Source organism: Polynucleobacter sp. AP-Sving-400A-A2, assembly GCF_018688155.1.
Taxonomy (GTDB): Bacteria; Pseudomonadota; Gammaproteobacteria; order Burkholderiales; family Burkholderiaceae; genus Polynucleobacter.
The window spans coordinates 79,536-95,737 of the sequence record NZ_CP061312.1 but is presented as its reverse complement, the minus strand read 5'-3'; the positions used below and the strand labels follow the sequence as shown (position 1 = coordinate 95,737).

The 16,202-nt window shown below is 45.9% G+C and carries 14 protein-coding genes; 1 reads left to right on the top strand and 13 read right to left on the bottom strand.

Annotated features, from left to right (window positions below):
- Positions 1–23: 23 nt before the first annotated feature.
- The 13 genes from C2758_RS00550 to C2758_RS00490 form a co-directional block, all read right to left on the bottom strand.
- Positions 24–272 (bottom strand): BolA family protein, encoded by a 249-nt coding sequence (locus C2758_RS00550; protein ID WP_215328393.1) that lies wholly within the window; start codon positions 270–272, stop codon positions 24–26.
- 64 nt (positions 273–336) lie between these two features.
- On the bottom strand, positions 337–1,125 hold the full coding sequence (locus C2758_RS00545; protein ID WP_215328392.1) for an ABC transporter permease: 789 nt from the start codon (positions 1,123–1,125) through the stop codon (positions 337–339).
- The gene (locus C2758_RS00540; RefSeq protein ID WP_215328391.1) at positions 1,122–1,874 is read right to left on the bottom strand and encodes an ABC transporter ATP-binding protein; all 753 of its coding nucleotides are present in this window, start codon (positions 1,872–1,874) and stop codon (positions 1,122–1,124) included. Before C2758_RS00540 ends, C2758_RS00545 begins: the two co-directional genes overlap by 4 nt.
- Position 1,875: 1 nt before the next feature.
- Positions 1,876–2,136 carry a lipid asymmetry maintenance protein MlaB gene (locus C2758_RS00535; RefSeq protein ID WP_215328390.1) on the bottom strand — a complete coding sequence of 87 codons (261 nt, stop codon included), beginning with the start codon at positions 2,134–2,136 and terminating at the stop codon, positions 1,876–1,878.
- 34 nt (positions 2,137–2,170) lie between these two features.
- Complete coding sequence (locus C2758_RS00530; protein ID WP_215328388.1) at positions 2,171–2,818, bottom strand: phospholipid-binding protein MlaC; 648 nt, start codon at positions 2,816–2,818, stop codon at positions 2,171–2,173.
- 72 nt (positions 2,819–2,890) lie between these two features.
- On the bottom strand, positions 2,891–3,637 hold the full coding sequence (locus C2758_RS00525) for a VacJ family lipoprotein (protein WP_215328386.1): 747 nt from the start codon (positions 3,635–3,637) through the stop codon (positions 2,891–2,893).
- A complete protein-coding gene (mlaD, locus tag C2758_RS00520; RefSeq protein ID WP_062307109.1) occupies positions 3,637–4,119 on the bottom strand; it encodes an outer membrane lipid asymmetry maintenance protein MlaD in 483 nt (160 codons plus the stop codon). Before mlaD ends, C2758_RS00525 begins: the two co-directional genes overlap by 1 nt.
- Before the next feature lie 21 nt (positions 4,120–4,140).
- On the bottom strand, positions 4,141–4,917 hold the full coding sequence (gene mlaE, locus C2758_RS00515; RefSeq protein ID WP_215329980.1) for a lipid asymmetry maintenance ABC transporter permease subunit MlaE: 777 nt from the start codon (positions 4,915–4,917) through the stop codon (positions 4,141–4,143).
- A gap of 17 nt (positions 4,918–4,934) precedes the next feature.
- The gene (locus C2758_RS00510; RefSeq protein WP_251369209.1) at positions 4,935–5,801 is read right to left on the bottom strand and encodes an ABC transporter ATP-binding protein; all 867 of its coding nucleotides are present in this window, start codon (positions 5,799–5,801) and stop codon (positions 4,935–4,937) included.
- Positions 5,802–5,811: 10 nt separating this feature from the next.
- On the bottom strand, positions 5,812–7,275 hold the full coding sequence (locus C2758_RS00505; protein WP_215328384.1) for a glutamate synthase subunit beta: 1,464 nt from the start codon (positions 7,273–7,275) through the stop codon (positions 5,812–5,814).
- A 58-nt stretch (positions 7,276–7,333) separates the two neighbouring features.
- Positions 7,334–12,079 (bottom strand): glutamate synthase-related protein, encoded by a 4,746-nt coding sequence (locus tag C2758_RS00500; protein ID WP_215328382.1) that lies wholly within the window; start codon positions 12,077–12,079, stop codon positions 7,334–7,336.
- 207 nt (positions 12,080–12,286) lie between these two features.
- Positions 12,287–12,979 carry a transposase gene (locus C2758_RS00495; protein ID WP_215328380.1) on the bottom strand — a complete coding sequence of 231 codons (693 nt, stop codon included), beginning with the start codon at positions 12,977–12,979 and terminating at the stop codon, positions 12,287–12,289.
- 12 nt (positions 12,980–12,991) lie between these two features.
- On the bottom strand, positions 12,992–15,328 hold the full coding sequence (locus tag C2758_RS00490; RefSeq protein ID WP_215328377.1) for a penicillin-binding protein 1A: 2,337 nt from the start codon (positions 15,326–15,328) through the stop codon (positions 12,992–12,994).
- Between the two features lie 136 nt (positions 15,329–15,464).
- Here C2758_RS00490 and C2758_RS00485 point away from each other — a divergent pair, with 136 nt between their 5' ends.
- Positions 15,465–16,145, top strand: coding sequence for a hypothetical protein (locus C2758_RS00485; RefSeq protein ID WP_215328375.1), 681 nt, complete (start codon positions 15,465–15,467; stop codon positions 16,143–16,145).
- The last annotated feature ends 57 nt before the right edge of the window (positions 16,146–16,202 follow it).

The following is a 16,202-nucleotide window of genomic DNA, read 5'->3' as shown; positions in this document are numbered from 1 at the left end:
CAGTAAAAAGCTAATGCCGTATTTTAAGTTGAAGTGTTTTGTGCAAACTCTTCAGGAGTAAATGCCTTGATTGATAAAGCATGAACTTCTGCCTTCATCCGGTCACCCATGGCGCCGTAAACCAACTGATGGCGCTGAATCAAACGCTTGCCTTCAAATTCTGGGCTCACAATCGTTGCAAAGAAATGCTGTCCATCACCCTCTACCTTGACATGAGTGCATGCAAGGCCTTGCTGAATATAGCCCTCAATTTGTTCTGGGGTTGGCAACATCACAATCTCCTAATTTCTAATTTAATAACAATTTTTTAATATGCATTTGAGAAAAGGCTAGCAACTAGTTCCTAAGCTTGTAGCCTTTTTGCAGTAAACGCAAAGCAATTACTGAGACTGCGACAAAGAAGCAGGCAACAATTGCCAAACTATTCCAAGGAGATATGTCTGACACTCCAAAGAAGCCGTAGCGGAAACCATCGATCATGTAAAAGAATGGATTGAAGTGCGATACCACTTGCCATGCAGCCGGTAAAGAATGAATGGAATAAAACACTCCTGATAGCATCGTTGCTGGCATGATGATGAAATTCTGGAAGGCTGCTAATTGATCGTATTTGTCTGCCCAGATACCAGCAATTAAACCCATACTCCCTAAAATTGCAGCACCCAGCAAAGCGAATACCATGATCCACAGGGGATATTCAAAAGATGGCATGGCAAACCAAGCGGTAATCAGCAATACGCCAGCGCCCACAACAATTCCACGAAACACTGCGGCCAAGACATAAGCAGCATAAAACTCTAAGTGACTAAAAGGGGCTAGCAATACAAAGACTAGGTTGCCAGTTACCTTAGATTGAATGAGGGATGAAGAGGTATTGGCAAATGCATTCTGCAACACGCTCATCATGACTAAACCAGGAATCAGAAAGGCAGTGTAATTTAAGCGGCCATATACCTCTTTACCCTCAAGCACATGTCCAAAGATCATTAAATACAGGACAGCCGTAAGCACTGGCGCGGCGACCGTCTGGAACGCTACCTTATAAAAACGTTTGATTTCTTTTCGCAAGAGCGTTGGGAAACCACTTCCATAGGAGATTGGTAGTTTATTTAAAATAGGTTTCATCGAGCAGCTCCCGACATGATGTTGACGAACACATCTTCGAGATCTGTTTTACCCTCACCATCTTTTTTAACTGAGCCATATTGGTTCAATAAATTCGCGGTTGTATCCAAAGCAACAATCTTTCCTTGCTTGAGCATGGCAATGCGCTGACATAATGCCTCAGCCTCTTCAAGGTAATGGGTTGTTAAAACGATGGTGTGACCATCTTGATTCAGGCGACTAATAAATTGCCATAGCGATTGGCGCAACTCCACATCAACTCCAGCAGTAGGCTCATCCAAAATAATGACTGGCGGTCTATGAACCAAGGCCTGAGCTACCAATACCCGTCGTTTCATGCCACCAGATAGGGAGCGCATATTACTATCCGCTTTACCGGTGAGATCCAAATTAGCCATGATCTCGTCAATCCAAGCATCGTTGTGACGAATCCCAAAATAACCTGACTGAAATTGCAGCGTTTCTCTAACGGTAAAGAATGGGTCAAAAACCAATTCTTGTGGCACGACACCTAACATCCGGCGAGCATCACGGAATTGACTTTGAACATCTGCGCCCATGATTGCAGCGTGACCGCCATCTGCAGTAACTAAACCCGCCAATATAGATATGAGTGTTGTCTTGCCGGCACCATTGGGACCCAGCAGGCCAAAGAACTCACCTGGCTCAATAGATAAAGAAATATCATCTAGCGCTTGAAGTGCGCCATAATTTTTAGATACGTTTTTAATTGATATTGCGGCGTGCATGCTATGACAAACCTAGCAATGGAGCTACACCATATACGCCGGCTAATACGATTAATTTTTCAGGTGCATTTTGCACGGTAATCTGCTGACCATCGGCTTGTAATTTCTTCTGCCATGCCAACAAGACCGTTAGCACGGTAGAGTCAAAATCCTGGAGATTGCGGCAATCTATTGCTCTTAATGTCGCAAGATTTAAGAGGCCATCTTTCTCTAACTGCAAAACATTGTCTTGCGTCACTGAAGTGGGTAATAAAAATGGCATCTAATATTTATCTTTGATTGATCTTGTTCGGTCTTTAGTTTGCTGGTTTTGCAGCAGCAAGCTGCTTGTTGCGATCCTGCAAGAACTTGACCAAACCCTCAACGCCATTCTGGCTAATTTGATTGGCGAACTGATTGCGATAAGCCTCAACTAACCAGACACCCATAATATTCATGTCGTAGACCCTCCAGCCATTGGCTGTTTTTTCAAGGCGGTAATCAAGCGGTACCGGATCGCCACGACCAATGACTACAGTTTTTACAACCACTTCCTTGTCGTCGGGAGCTGCACGCAAAGGCTTAAATTGGATTGTTTGATCACGCAGTTGGCTTAGAGCGCCAGAGTATGTACGAATCAGTAAATTCTTAAACTCAGAAACTAACTGAGCCTGCTGTTCTGCAGTCGCTTTTTTCCAATTAGGGCCCATGGCCATTTCAGTAGTGCGACGCATATCGGTATAGGGAACAATTTTCTTTTCTACCAAATCTACAATGCGCGGGATATTCCCTTTTTGAATTTCTGGATCAGACTTTACAGAAGCCATCACATCAGAAACCACCGTCTTAATCAAACCATCTGGCGTGGACTGATCTACTGCTTGAGCAGAGGCGCTACCAGCCAACAAAAACAAGCTTGATAGCAATACAGAAAAATATTTTTGAATGGTTTTATGGCTTTTCATGAGTCCTCGATTAACGCTAATCATTGAAGCCCATTTTAGCTCCTTCAGCAAATCCAGTGAGGCTCAGGCGTTTTATTGGTAAGGGTTCTCGTAAACTGGCATCAGAGGCTCTTCATCGTCGCGCCCCTCATTAATCTGATAAGCACGTCTCTGAATATAGGCATCCCGCACAAAGCTATATTTATCGATTGCAGCCCCATCCAATAAGTCACCTGCTTCGTAATAGGTATTACGTGCGTTAACCACACGTAAGCCAGTCAAGCTATTTCGCAAAGCAACATCTGGCAACAATCTAAATAGGTAATCAGACTCTAAATCAGCTGCGGTACCAAAGGTATCTCGCACATTGCTTGGCCCAAAGAACGGTAGAACCACATAAGGGCCAGAAGGAATGCCCCAAACACCAAAGGTCTGACCCCAATCTTCCTTATGCTTTGGTAGCCCCCCTGGAGTTGCCATATCAATTAAGCCACCTAAACCAAAGGTGGTGTTGACTACAACCCTCATCAGATCACTAAAGGCGTAGTCAGGCTTACCCTGCAAAAGATTCTGCAATGCAGTGTAAATATCACTGTAATTACTAAAGAAGTTATAAATGCCGTCACGTACAAACTCTGGCAAGATAAAACGGTAGCCGGCCACTACTGGCTTGAGAAGATAGGCGTCCAAGCCTTCATTGAATTCAAAAACGGAGCGATTAAATGGCTCCCAAGGATCATGTGGAGAAGGTTCTACGCCAGCAGGGATGGAGGCACAGCCCACCATAGCCCCAACCAAACCCAGTAACACTATGCGCTTGAGCTTTGCTAGTAAGAACATTATTTTGCTGCGCCCTTGTCTTGACCACTATCGGCAGCCTTGTTGTACAAGAACTGGCTAATGAGGTTCTCCAGCACTACCGCAGACTGAGTCTGAGTAATCTTATCTCCAGCAGCCAACATATCATCAGAGCCGCCGGCCTCAAGTCCAATGTATTGCTCACCCAATAAACCTGAAGTCAAAATCTTGGCCGACGAATCTTTAGGAAACTTATACGTATCCTCAATGGTCATGGTGACAGTTGCTTGGTATGTTTTGTCATCAAAGGAGATATTCGCAATACGCCCAACGACTACACCTGCACTTTTGACTGGTGCGCGTGGCTTAAGTCCACCGATATTATCAAAACGCGCAGAAATTTTGTAAGTAGGCGCGAAGGAAACGGCATTCATATTGCCAACCTTCAATGCGAGAAACAAAGCAGCCAACAAACCAATGGCTACAAAAATTCCGACCCAAACATCAATTGCACTTTTTCTCATAAGAGTCCCAGTTTATTCTTTCTAATTCGAGAACATCATCGCGGTGAGCAAGAAATCTAATGCTAAAACCGATAAAGAAGAGATCACCACTGTTCTAGTGGTTGCCTGCGAAACGCCCTCTGGCGTAGGCTTAGCCTCATAACCCTGATACAGGGCTATAAAAGTTACTGCTACACCAAACACCAAGCTTTTAATTAAGCCATTGCCAATATCGGAAAAGAGATCCACCCCGCCTTGCATCTGCGACCAGAAGGCGCCAGAATCCACCCCAATTAAGGGAACCCCAACAAAGTAGCCGCCCATTACGCCAACAGCAGTAAAGATCGTAGCCAAAATCGGCATCGCAATAATCCCAGCCCATAGTCGTGGGGCGATCACGCGGCTCAATGGATCTACCGCCATCATTTCCATGGCGCTGAGCTGTTCACCGGCCTTCATTAAGCCAATCTCAGCTGTAAGTGAAGTACCAGCACGACCAGCAAACAATAGGGCGGTAATCACAGGGCCCAATTCCCGGGTGAGCGATAGCGCAACCAATAAACCGAGAGCCTGCTCAGAGCCATAGCGATTCAGGGTGTAATAACCCTGTAAACCCAAAACAAAACCAACAAACAAGCCAGATACCGCAATGATCACAAATGAATGATTACCGACAAACAGAATCTGATCAGAAACTAAACGAGGTCTTTTTAATAAAAAACCAGAGCGCCAAATGACGGCTATAAACATGCGTGCAGCAAGCCCAAGGCTAGTTAAGTTTCGACGAATGAAGAATCCAAGATCACCCAAGAAATCCATAGTTTTACGCAATATGCTCATTTGAGGCTCACCCCAAAATCTTCTTCAAGGCTTTGTCCTGGATAGTGAAACGGTACTGGACCATCTGGTGAGGCATCTAAGAACTGACGAACAAACGGGTCGGTAGAGCGGCTCAATTCTGCTGGAGTGCCTTGAGCACCAATGCGACCATTGGCAATGAAATACACATAATCGGCAATTTCAAATGTTTCTTCCACATCATGCGTAACCAAAAGACTGGTTGCGCCCAAAGCTTGATTCAAATCCCGAATCAAGCGCGCCGTAATCCCCAATGAAATCGGATCCAGACCAGCGAAGGGCTCGTCATACATGATCAAAGGAGGATCAAGTGCAATTGCTCTTGCCAATGCAACCCGGCGCGCCATGCCACCAGAAATTTGCGCCGGCATTAAATCACGTGCGCCGCGCAGGCCTACTGCATTGAGTTTCATGAGCACTAAAGAGCGCAATAAGTCTTCACTTAAATTCGTGTGCTCACGTAAAGGAAAGGCAACGTTTTCAAAAACAGTGAGGTCAGTAAAGAGTGCGCCAAACTGGAAGAGCATTCCCATGCGACGACGGGCTGCCATCAATTCAGCGCCATTCATTTTGCCAATATCATGGCCTTCGAATAAAACTTGACCAGACTGCGCGGTGAACTGACCGCCAATGAGTCTAAGAATGGTGGTCTTGCCGCAACCAGAGCCGCCCATCACTGCAACCACTTGGCCACGACGGAACTCCATATTGAGTCCCGATAGAATTTGCCGCTCGCTAGGAGCGTAGGAGAAGTTGACGTCCTTAATTGAAACGACAACTTCGCCAGGGCCACCGCTAGAGGTTTTTTGCTTTACTTCCACCGAGTTGGCGTGGCCACTGTTCATATCCTCGATATTATCGCGGCAGAACGGATGACCCCATTAAAAACTCGTCTACTGCATGTGCAGCTTGTCGGCCTTCACGAATCGCCCAAACCACCAAAGACTGTCCACGACGCATATCGCCAGCAGCAAATACCTTAGGAACATTGGTTTGGTAAGCATTTTGGCCATCAACAGTAGCTTTTGCATTACCGCGAGCATCTTTTTCAACACCAAAGGCATTGAGAACTTGAGCCGCTGGGGATACAAAGCCCATTGCCAAGAACACTAGATCCGCCTTAATTTCGAATTCAGAGTTTGGCATTTCTATCATCTTGCCGTCTTTCCACTCCAAGCGCACACAGATCAACTTCTCAAGTTTGCCGTCTTTACCTTCGAAACGCTTAGTTGCTACAGACCAATCGCGCTCACAACCTTCTTCGTGCGAAGAGGATGTACGCAACTTAGTTGGCCAATAAGGCCATACCAAAGGCTTATTCTCTATTTCTGGTGGCTGTGACATTAATTCAAACTGAGTAACCTTATTGGCACCATGACGATTAGAGGTTCCAACACAATCAGATCCAGTATCACCACCACCAATCACCACTACATTCTTACCGGCTGCAGAAATCTCATTTTTGAAATCGCCTGCATTTTCTTTGTTCTGTGGAATCAAGAAATCCAAAGCGTAGTGAACACCCTTCAACTCACGGCCAGGAACTGGCAAGTCACGTGGCTGCTCTGATCCACCGCTAATGACTACAGCGTCAAAATCTTTCATCAACTGATCAGGTGACACTGTTTTTGTGGAGTAATTTTTTACTTCAGCACCAATCGCCTCTTTACCAACAAATACACCGGTCTCAAATTTCACGCCTTCAGCTTGCATTTGTTCGACACGACGATCGATCAACCACTTTTCCATCTTGAAATCAGGAATACCGTAGCGCAATAATCCGCCAACACGATCATTCTTTTCAAATACGGTGACGTCATGACCAACGCGCGCTAATTGCTGCGCAGTCGCCATACCAGCTGGGCCACCACCAACAACGGCAACTTTTTTACCCGTTTTGGATTTAGCTAGTTGCGGTTTAACCCAACCATTTTCCCAGCCCTTATCAATAATGGCGTGTTCAATCGACTTAATACCAACCGCATCGCTATTGATTCCTAGGGTACAGGCAGCCTCACAAGGTGCAGGACAAATACGGCCAGTGAATTCAGGGAAGTTATTGGTGGATTGCAAAACATCTAATGCATTCTTCCAGTCATCATGAAATACCAAATCATTGAAGTCAGGAATGATGTTGTTTACAGGGCAACCGTTATTGCAAAACGGAATGCCGCAATCCATGCAGCGCGCGCCCTGCACTTTAGCTTCGTCATCTGTCAGTGCTGCAACAAACTCTTTGTAATGATGGAGGCGCTTAACGGGAGCTTCGTAGGTTTCATCTACGCGCTCAAACTCCATAAATCCAGTGACCTTACCCATATCGAATCCTTAGTATCTTTTCTTAATGTCTTTATTAATTAAGCAACTTGTTGGTAACTTATACAGTTACAGTTTTGTTTTGGGCTTTTTCCCACAACTCGCCTAAAGCACGTTTGTACTCTGTAGGTAGAACCTTCACAAAACGACCGCGGGCATTTTCCCAATCGGCTAAGAGTGCTTTAGCACGCTCAGAACCAGTGTGACGGAAATGACGCTCGATCAAGCCCTTCAAAATTTGCTCATCAGTCATGCGCTCACCACCATCTTTAACATCAATAGGGGCATGCCACTGTGACTGTGGCATCTGGGCAATCTGCTCAGCAGAAGCCAATACTTTTTCCAAAGTTGCCATACTGGTATTACAACGTTTCTCAAATAGACCTTCTTCGTCGTAAACATAAGCAATACCACCGCTCATACCTGCTGCAAAGTTACGGCCAGTTGCACCCAACACGACTACGGTACCGCCGGTCATGTATTCACAACCGTGATCGCCAGTACCTTCAACCACCGTCGTGGCACCAGAGTTGCGAACTGCAAAACGCTCGCCAGCCACACCATTAAAGAATGCTTCACCGCCGATTGCGCCGTAGAGAACAGTATTACCAACAATGATGTTCTTGGCAGTATCGCCACGGAACTCATGTGGCGCACGCACAATCACACGCCCACCAGATAAGCCTTTACCAACATAGTCATTACCATCACCAACTAAATCCAAGGTGATACCGCGTGCCAAGAAGGCAGCGAAACTTTGACCAGCAGTACCATTTAATTGAATATGAATCGTGTCATCCGGCAAACCAGCATGACCATAACGCTGAGCGATTTCTCCAGAGAGCATTGCACCAACAGTACGGTTCACGTTCTTCACAGGAACTATGAAGGAAACTTTCTCGCCACTTTGTAATGCAGGCTCACTCTTCTCAATCAAGATATTATCCAACGCACTACCTAAGCCATGCTCTTGAGTCAAAATCTGGTAGCGGGGAGTATCTTTAGGCACATTAGGCTCAGCAAAAATCTTACTGAAATCTAAGCCATGAACTTTCCAGTTCTCGATACCTTTGCGTGTATCCAAGAGATCAACGCGCCCAATTAAATCATCAAACTTACGAATGCCGAGTTGAGCCATGATCTCGCGTACTTCTTCAGCAATAAAGAAGAAGAAGTTCACAACGTGTTCTGGCTTACCAGAGAACTTTTTGCGCAATTCAGGATCTTGTGTAGCAACACCAACTGGGCAGGTATTCAAATGACACTTACGCATCATGATGCAACCTTCAACAACTAATGGCGCCGTTGCAAAACCAAACTCATCTGCGCCCAATAAAGCGCCGATCACTACATCGCGACCGGTTTTCATTTGGCCATCGGCTTGCACACGAATACGACTCCGCAAACCATTGAGCACCAATGTTTGTTGAGTTTCAGCCAAGCCTAATTCCCATGGGGAACCAGCGTGCTTAATAGAAGAGAGTGGTGATGCACCTGTACCGCCATCATGTCCAGCGATCACTACGTGATCAGCTTTCGCTTTAGCAACACCGGCGGCAACCGTACCGACACCGACTTCAGAAACCAATTTAACAGACACGTCAGCCGCTGGGTTGACGTTCTTTAGATCGTGAATCAACTGGGCGATATCTTCAATCGAGTAAATATCGTGGTGCGGTGGAGGAGAAATCAAACCAACACCTGGCACTGAGAAGCGCAGCTTACCGATGTAATCAGAAACCTTACCACCAGGCAATTGTCCGCCTTCACCAGGCTTAGCGCCTTGAGCCATCTTGATCTGAATCTGATCAGCAGAGCGCAGATATTCAGTGGTGACTCCGAAACGACCAGAAGCAACCTGCTTAATTCTGGAGCGTAATGAATCGCCATCGAGCAAAGGAATATTTGCTTCAACAACATCGTCGCCCAAAATGCTCGCTAAAGTTTCACCCTTCTTAATTGGAATGCCTTTGAGCTCATTCACATAACGGTTTGGATCTTCGCCACCCTCACCAGTATTGGACTTACCGCCAATCCGGTTCATCGCAATTGCCAAAGTAGCGTGCGCTTCAGTAGAAATAGAACCTAATGACATCGCACCGGTTGCAAAACGCTTAACAATTTCCTTTGCGGACTCGACCTCATCTAATGGAATTGCTTTAACCGGATCAATCTTGAACTCAAACAAACCGCGCAAGGTCATCTGACGCTTGGTTTGGTCATTAATCAGATTGGCATACTCTTTATAAGTTTGATATCCCTTATCGATTCCAGCGCGGGTAGAGTGCTGCAACTTCGCAATCGTATCCGGAGTCCACATATGGTCCTCACCGCGAATACGGAAAGCATATTCGCCACCAGCTTCGAGCATGTTGGTCAAAACGGGATCATTGCCGAATGCAGACTGATGCATACGCAAAGCTTCTTCAGCCACTTCAAATACACCGATGCCACCCACATTGGATGGAGTGCCCTTGAAGTAATGATCAATCACATCCTTATTTAAACCAATTGCTTCAAAAATCTGGGAACCGGTGTAAGACATGTAAGTAGAGATACCCATTTTGGACATCACTTTTTGCAAGCCCTTACCAACCGCTTTCACAAAATTCTTGACCGCTTTTTCTGCTGACAAATCGCCAGACAAACCTTTAGCCATCTCAGCCAAAGTTTCCATTGCCAAGTAGGGATGAACTGCTTCAGCACCATAGCCAGCCAAGAGTGCGAAATGATGTGTCTCACGCGCGCTACCGGTTTCAACTACGAGTCCAACGCTGGTGCGCAAACCTTTTTCAACCAAGTGCTGATGAATGGCTGAAGTTGCCAATAATGCTGGAATAGCTACATGCTGCTCATCAACCTGACGATCGCTCACGATCAAGATGTTGTAACCAGAGCGCACGGCATCGGCAGCTTCCGCACATAAGGATGCTAAGCGAGCCTCAATGCCATCCTTACCCCAAGATGCTGGATAACAAATATCTAACTCATATGAGCGGAACTTACCGTTGGTGTAGTGACCGATATGACGAATCTTGGTCATATCATCGAAATCTAAAATCGGCTGATTCACTTCCAAGCGCATTGGCGGATTGATATTGTTGGTATCCAACAAATTCGGCTTAGGTCCAATGAAGGACACCAAAGACATCACCATGTTTTCACGGATAGAGTCAATCGGCGGATTGGTTACCTGTGCAAATAATTGCTTAAAGTAGTTATATAGTGGCTTGTTCTTATTAGAGAGTACGGCTAGTGGGCTATCGTTACCCATCGAGCCAATTGCCTCTTCACCATTCATAGCCATTGGTGCCATGAGGTACTTGATGTCCTCTTGGGTATAACCGAAAGCTTGTTGACGATCTAATAGTTTTGCAGCAGGTCGAATAGTATTTTTCTCATCTACTAAATCTGCCTTGCTGGCATCGACTTCATCGAGCTTCACACGTACTGCATCGATCCAGCTCTTATATGGCTTGGCTTTAGAGACGGCATCCTTCAATTCGACGTCATCAATAATGCGACCTTGCTCCATATCAATCATGAACATCTTGCCCGGTTGCAAGCGCCATTTTTGAACGATCTTGCTCTCTGGAATTGGCAGAACACCAGCCTCGGAGCCCATGATGACTAAGTCATCATCTGTGACGTAATAACGCGCTGGACGTAAACCATTGCGATCTAAAGTAGCGCCAATTTGACGACCATCTGTAAAGGCCATGGCTGCTGGGCCATCCCATGGCTCCATCATGGCGGCGTGGTACTCATAGAATGCGCGGCGGTTTTCATCCATCAATGTGTGCTGTTCCCATGCTTCCGGAATCATCATCATCATTGCTTGTGCTAATGGATAACCTGACATGACTAACAACTCTAAACAGTTATCAAAACAGGCTGTGTCAGATTGGCCTGGATAAATGAGTGGCCATAATTTTTTAAGATCATCACCGAGTACTGGTGAGCTGATTGCACCCTCCCGTGCATTTACCCAGTTGACGTTACCTTTAACGGTATTGATCTCACCGTTGTGCGCAATCATGCGATATGGGTGAGCCAACTCCCAAGCCGGGAAAGTATTGGTGGAGAAACGCTGATGCACCAACGCCAACGCTGAAACTGTGCGTGAATCTTGTAAGTCTTTGTAGTACGCACCCACTTGGTTAGCCAACAGCAAACCCTTATAAACAATGGTCCGTGCAGACATCGATGCTACAAAGTATTCTTTACCGTGCTTCAGATGTAAATCTTGAATTGCATGGCTTGCAGTTTTACGAATCACATATAACTTACGCTCAAGTGCGTCGGTTGTCATGATGTCGCGGCCGCGGCCAATAAAAATTTGGCGGATAAATGGCTCTGTCATTTGAACTGTTGGAGACATCGGCAACTTCACATCAATTGGAACATCTCTCCAACCTAAAACTACTTGGCCTTCAAGGCGAACTGTGCGCTCCAGCTCTTGTTCGCAAGCTAAACGCGATGCCTGTTCTTTTGGCAGGAAAATCATGCCAACGCCGTATTCACCAAATGGCGGTAACTCGATACCTTGCTTTGCCATCTCTTCGCGATATAAGGTATCCGGCACTTGGATCAAAATTCCTGCGCCGTCGCCCATCAGCGGATCAGCACCTACAGCACCCCGGTGATCTAAGTTCTCTAGAATTTGCAATCCTTGAGCAACAATTTCATGTGACTTCTTGCCCTTGATGTGGGCGACGAATCCGACGCCGCAAGCATCATGCTCATTTTGTGGATCGTATAGACCCTGCGCGATTGGACGAAGGTCTGTATTCATATGTGTAGTCATAGTATTTCTGCTCGCCCTCAGGGCCTGATTACTTTTGGAGGATCTAATATAGGGGAATACCCATGTCGATGCAATAGAAATAAAATAACTCTGTCCCATTTAAATTAGGCAGGATCCGAATGGAATCCCTATAAAAGGGACATAGTCATAATACGCTGGCGATTAGGCTAGAGGCATAACCTCTTATATAAGCTCTAACTTATTGAATTAGTTGATATTAATTTTTTTAGGCCGTCCACGGCGTCGTATTAATACCTGCTCAGGATTGTCTTTAAACAGCTTTTTTGCGTAACTATCGCTGATCCAAGGCTTAGATCTGACTAGAGCCTCGGTAATTTGCTGATCTTCCCAGTGAGGTGCACCCTCTTTCACAAATGCCGCCCATCTCATTTGCCTCTCAAAAGGAGTATTACCCAAGTTCCAAAAGTGCTGATGGTCTACCAGCCAAGGCTCTGCATTGTCGCCAATGTGGGAAGCAAAACTAGTCCATGTCGAAGCCTGTGAGCTTGATTCAAAACCAGACCGCACAGGATTGAGCTCAATGAAGCGTTGGCAGCGTAAAAAATAATCGGGGTCTATTAAGGAGGAGCGGTAGCGCCCCTCCCAAATTGTTCCCGACCGATGCTGCTGTTGATTGAAATACTGGGCATAACGCCTGCCTAGAGATTGCATTGTTTTTGCGAGCGAATCAGCATTCTTGGGAGTGACTAAGAGGTGCACATGATTTGGCATCAAGGCAAATGCATGTACCGCACTACCAAATTGCTTGGCAGCCTCTCGTAACCAATCTAAATAGATGCGGCGATCTACATTACCAAAAAAAAGTGTTTCTCGATTATTGCCGCGGACCATCACATGCATTGCTTGACCGGGAATAATGGTGCGCGCTTGCCTTACCATTACAAAAACGAACTACTGCAGTTCGCGCACACCGCCATTATTAGAAAACTCAGGGATAAACCAATCGCCATCCACCTGGGTAACGCCTGCAGGCACTTCGCGTGCTTGTTGTGGCTCATCCCTCAAGGCGGTACTCATATATGAAATCCACATTGGTAAAGCAAGGCCTCCACCAGTTTCACGATCACCTAAACTTGCAGGCTTATCAAAGCCAATCCAAGCAATTGCTACAACCTTTGGGTTATATCCCGCAAACCAAGCATCGTGCGAGTCATTGGTAGTACCTGTTTTACCAGCGATATCATTCCGGCCTAATTTCGCTCTCGCACTGGCTGCAGTGCCAGTTTTCGTAACCTCTTGCAACATACTGTCCATCACAAAAGAAGTTCTTGCATCTAGCACGCGAGGCGCATCTTCGCGCGCATGAGTAGGCTTGGCCTCAAACAGCACCGCACCTTTTGAGTCCGTCATCTTATTAATTAAATAGGGATCTACGCGATAGCCCCCATTAGCAAAAACACTGTAAGCAGATGCCATTTGCAATGGTGTAACAGAGCCTGCACCTAAAGCCATTGTTAAATAAGGTGGGTGCTTCTCTGCTTCAAACCCAAAGCGTTGAATATAGTCTTGAGCATAAGATGGTCCGATAGTACGAATTAATCGCACTGAAACCAAGTTTTTGGATTTTGCCAAAGCGGTGCGTAAACGCATTAAACCTTCATACTTCCCGTCGTAGTTCTTTGGCTCCCAAGCTTGACTGCCTGTTTCCAAGCCACCTATAGATAGCGGAGCATCATTGACCATCGTGCTTGGAGAAAAACCTTTCTCAATCGCAGCGGCATAAATAAATGGCTTGAAAGAAGAGCCCGGTTGGCGTTGAGCCTGAGTGACGTGATTAAATTTGTTTCGACGGAAATCAAAGCCGCCTACTAAAGAGAGGATCGCGCCCGTCTCAGCATTCATTGAAACAAAGGCAGCTTCGACTTGAGGTAATTGCGCCAACTTCCAAACCCCACCGTCCGACAGCAACCTAACAATCGCACCAGGACGCAAACGTTTTTTTGGTTGAGTGCTATCAGTTAAAGCGGCGGCGGCAAGCTTCATACTCTCGCCCTTTATGGTGATCGTATCTCCAGTAGAAATCATCACCTGCATTTCTTTTGGCTTAATATCGAGCACAACGCCGGACTGTAAATCATCCAACTGTGGATAAGCCAACAAAGCTTCATCAATTGCACGTTGACGCTTCACCGTATCTTCAGGCAAATCAATGAAGCCCTCGGGACCACGATATGCATGACGTAAGTCGTACTCAAAAATACCACGACGTACCGCTTTGTATGCTGCGTCTTGGTCTGCCTTCAAGATCGTGGTGTATACATCTATTCCCTGCGAGTAGATTGCCTCGCCATATTGCGTAATCAGGAGCTGACGAACCATCTCAGCAGGAAAATCTGCGCGAGTACTAAATTCATTGCCAAGGCCGCGGATATGTAATTCTTCAGCCATGGCGATTTGATATTGCTCAGGCGTGATGTACGATAAATCACGCATTCGCTGCAAAATATATTCCTGTCGAATCTTGGCGCGCCGGAAGTTGCTCACGGGGTTATATGCCGATGGTGCTTTTGGCAAGCCAGCCAACATCGCTGATTCAGCGATCGTAATGTCTTTTAAATCTTTACCAAAGTAAATTTGAGCTGCACTAGAAAATCCATACGCTCTTTGCCCCAAAAAGATCTGATTCATATAAATCTCAAGAATCTTATCTTTACTTAATTGGGACTCAATTTCCCAGGCTAGGAGAACCTCATAAATCTTACGACTGAAAGTTTTCTCATTACTCAGGAAGAAGTTTCTCGCCACCTGCATTGTGATGGTTGAGGCGCCTTGGGAAAGATTGCCGCGTAAATTGGTAAGGGTTGCCCTCAGGATACCTACATAATCCACTCCACCATGAGAGTAAAAGCGATCATCTTCGATAGCTAGCACTGCATTACGCATACTCATTGGGATTTCGTTTAAGGGAATTACCTTGCGACGCTCCTCCCCAAACTCTCCTATCAAGACTTTGTCTGCCGTATAAATGCGCAATGGTGTTTTGGGGTTGTAATCAACCAATGCCGAGATCTTCGGCAAATTCGGCTTTGCTATTAAAAAAGCATAGCCCAGCATTAATGTAAATATCACTGCAAAAAACACGCCAATAACCAACATCGCCTTAATTAGGGGATTGCTTCCCGATTTATTGGGCGAGAAACGCTCCGCTCTTTGCTGACCGGGACGTCTATCAGGCTGTCGGTTAAACCTCTGGTTTAAAGGCGGCTTGTCTTTTGGGGGTAGTGCCATATTCAAATTATAGGGTGCTTACGTAATTTGCCCTCCAGAGCCAAACCTCTCCCTTCAATGCCCACCTAGTGCTTTTCTGACGCTCAATTCTGCTTTCCCTGATGGCATTTCTCCTCCCCGAGACGAACAATACGGCATGCCTCCACGCCATATTTCCCCCCAGTCTTTTGATGACATTCTGAGTGAGTTGGGAGATGACCCCGCCATTCCAGATCCCCATGGAATTCGTAAAACTAGCTCTCCACCCAGGATGGATACACCACCCCAAGCCAAGACTCCAAAGTCCCCTTTTTCGAATAAATCGTTTGAGCTGAAGGGGCTCAATTTAAACCCGATTTGGCTTGCCATAGGAATGGCATTGATCAGTGCTGGCGGCTTCTTTTTTTATTTTGAATCCAATAAGCATGGGGCTGAACAAGAAATAAATACACTTCAAAGCCAACTATTAGTCCTCAAAGAAGAATTGGAGTTCTCTCAAAACGAATGGCGTTCTGAGAGAGAAGATCTATATGAGGTAATAGATAAAATAGAAGTGAGTATTCACTCAATAGAGATAAAACCACTAATACAGGCTACTCAAAGCAAGCCTAGCGCCATCCCGCATGAAGCAGAGCTTCATCGTTGGAGGTATCTAGGTATTACTCGGATGGGGTCTGCGGAGCAGGCTTTTTTCCATACCGGTAAGTCTACGAAGATGGTGGGCAAGGGGGATCTGGCTTTAGGGGAATGGCGCCTGACTCAAGCTGAAAAAGAGCTGGCCATCTTGACTCATTCCAAAGGTAAATCCATCACCTTTAAATCCACCAACTCAGAGTAACTCTATTGAAGAACTTACAGAAATCCCACGCCACCCTACTCCCCCTGATACTTTTTT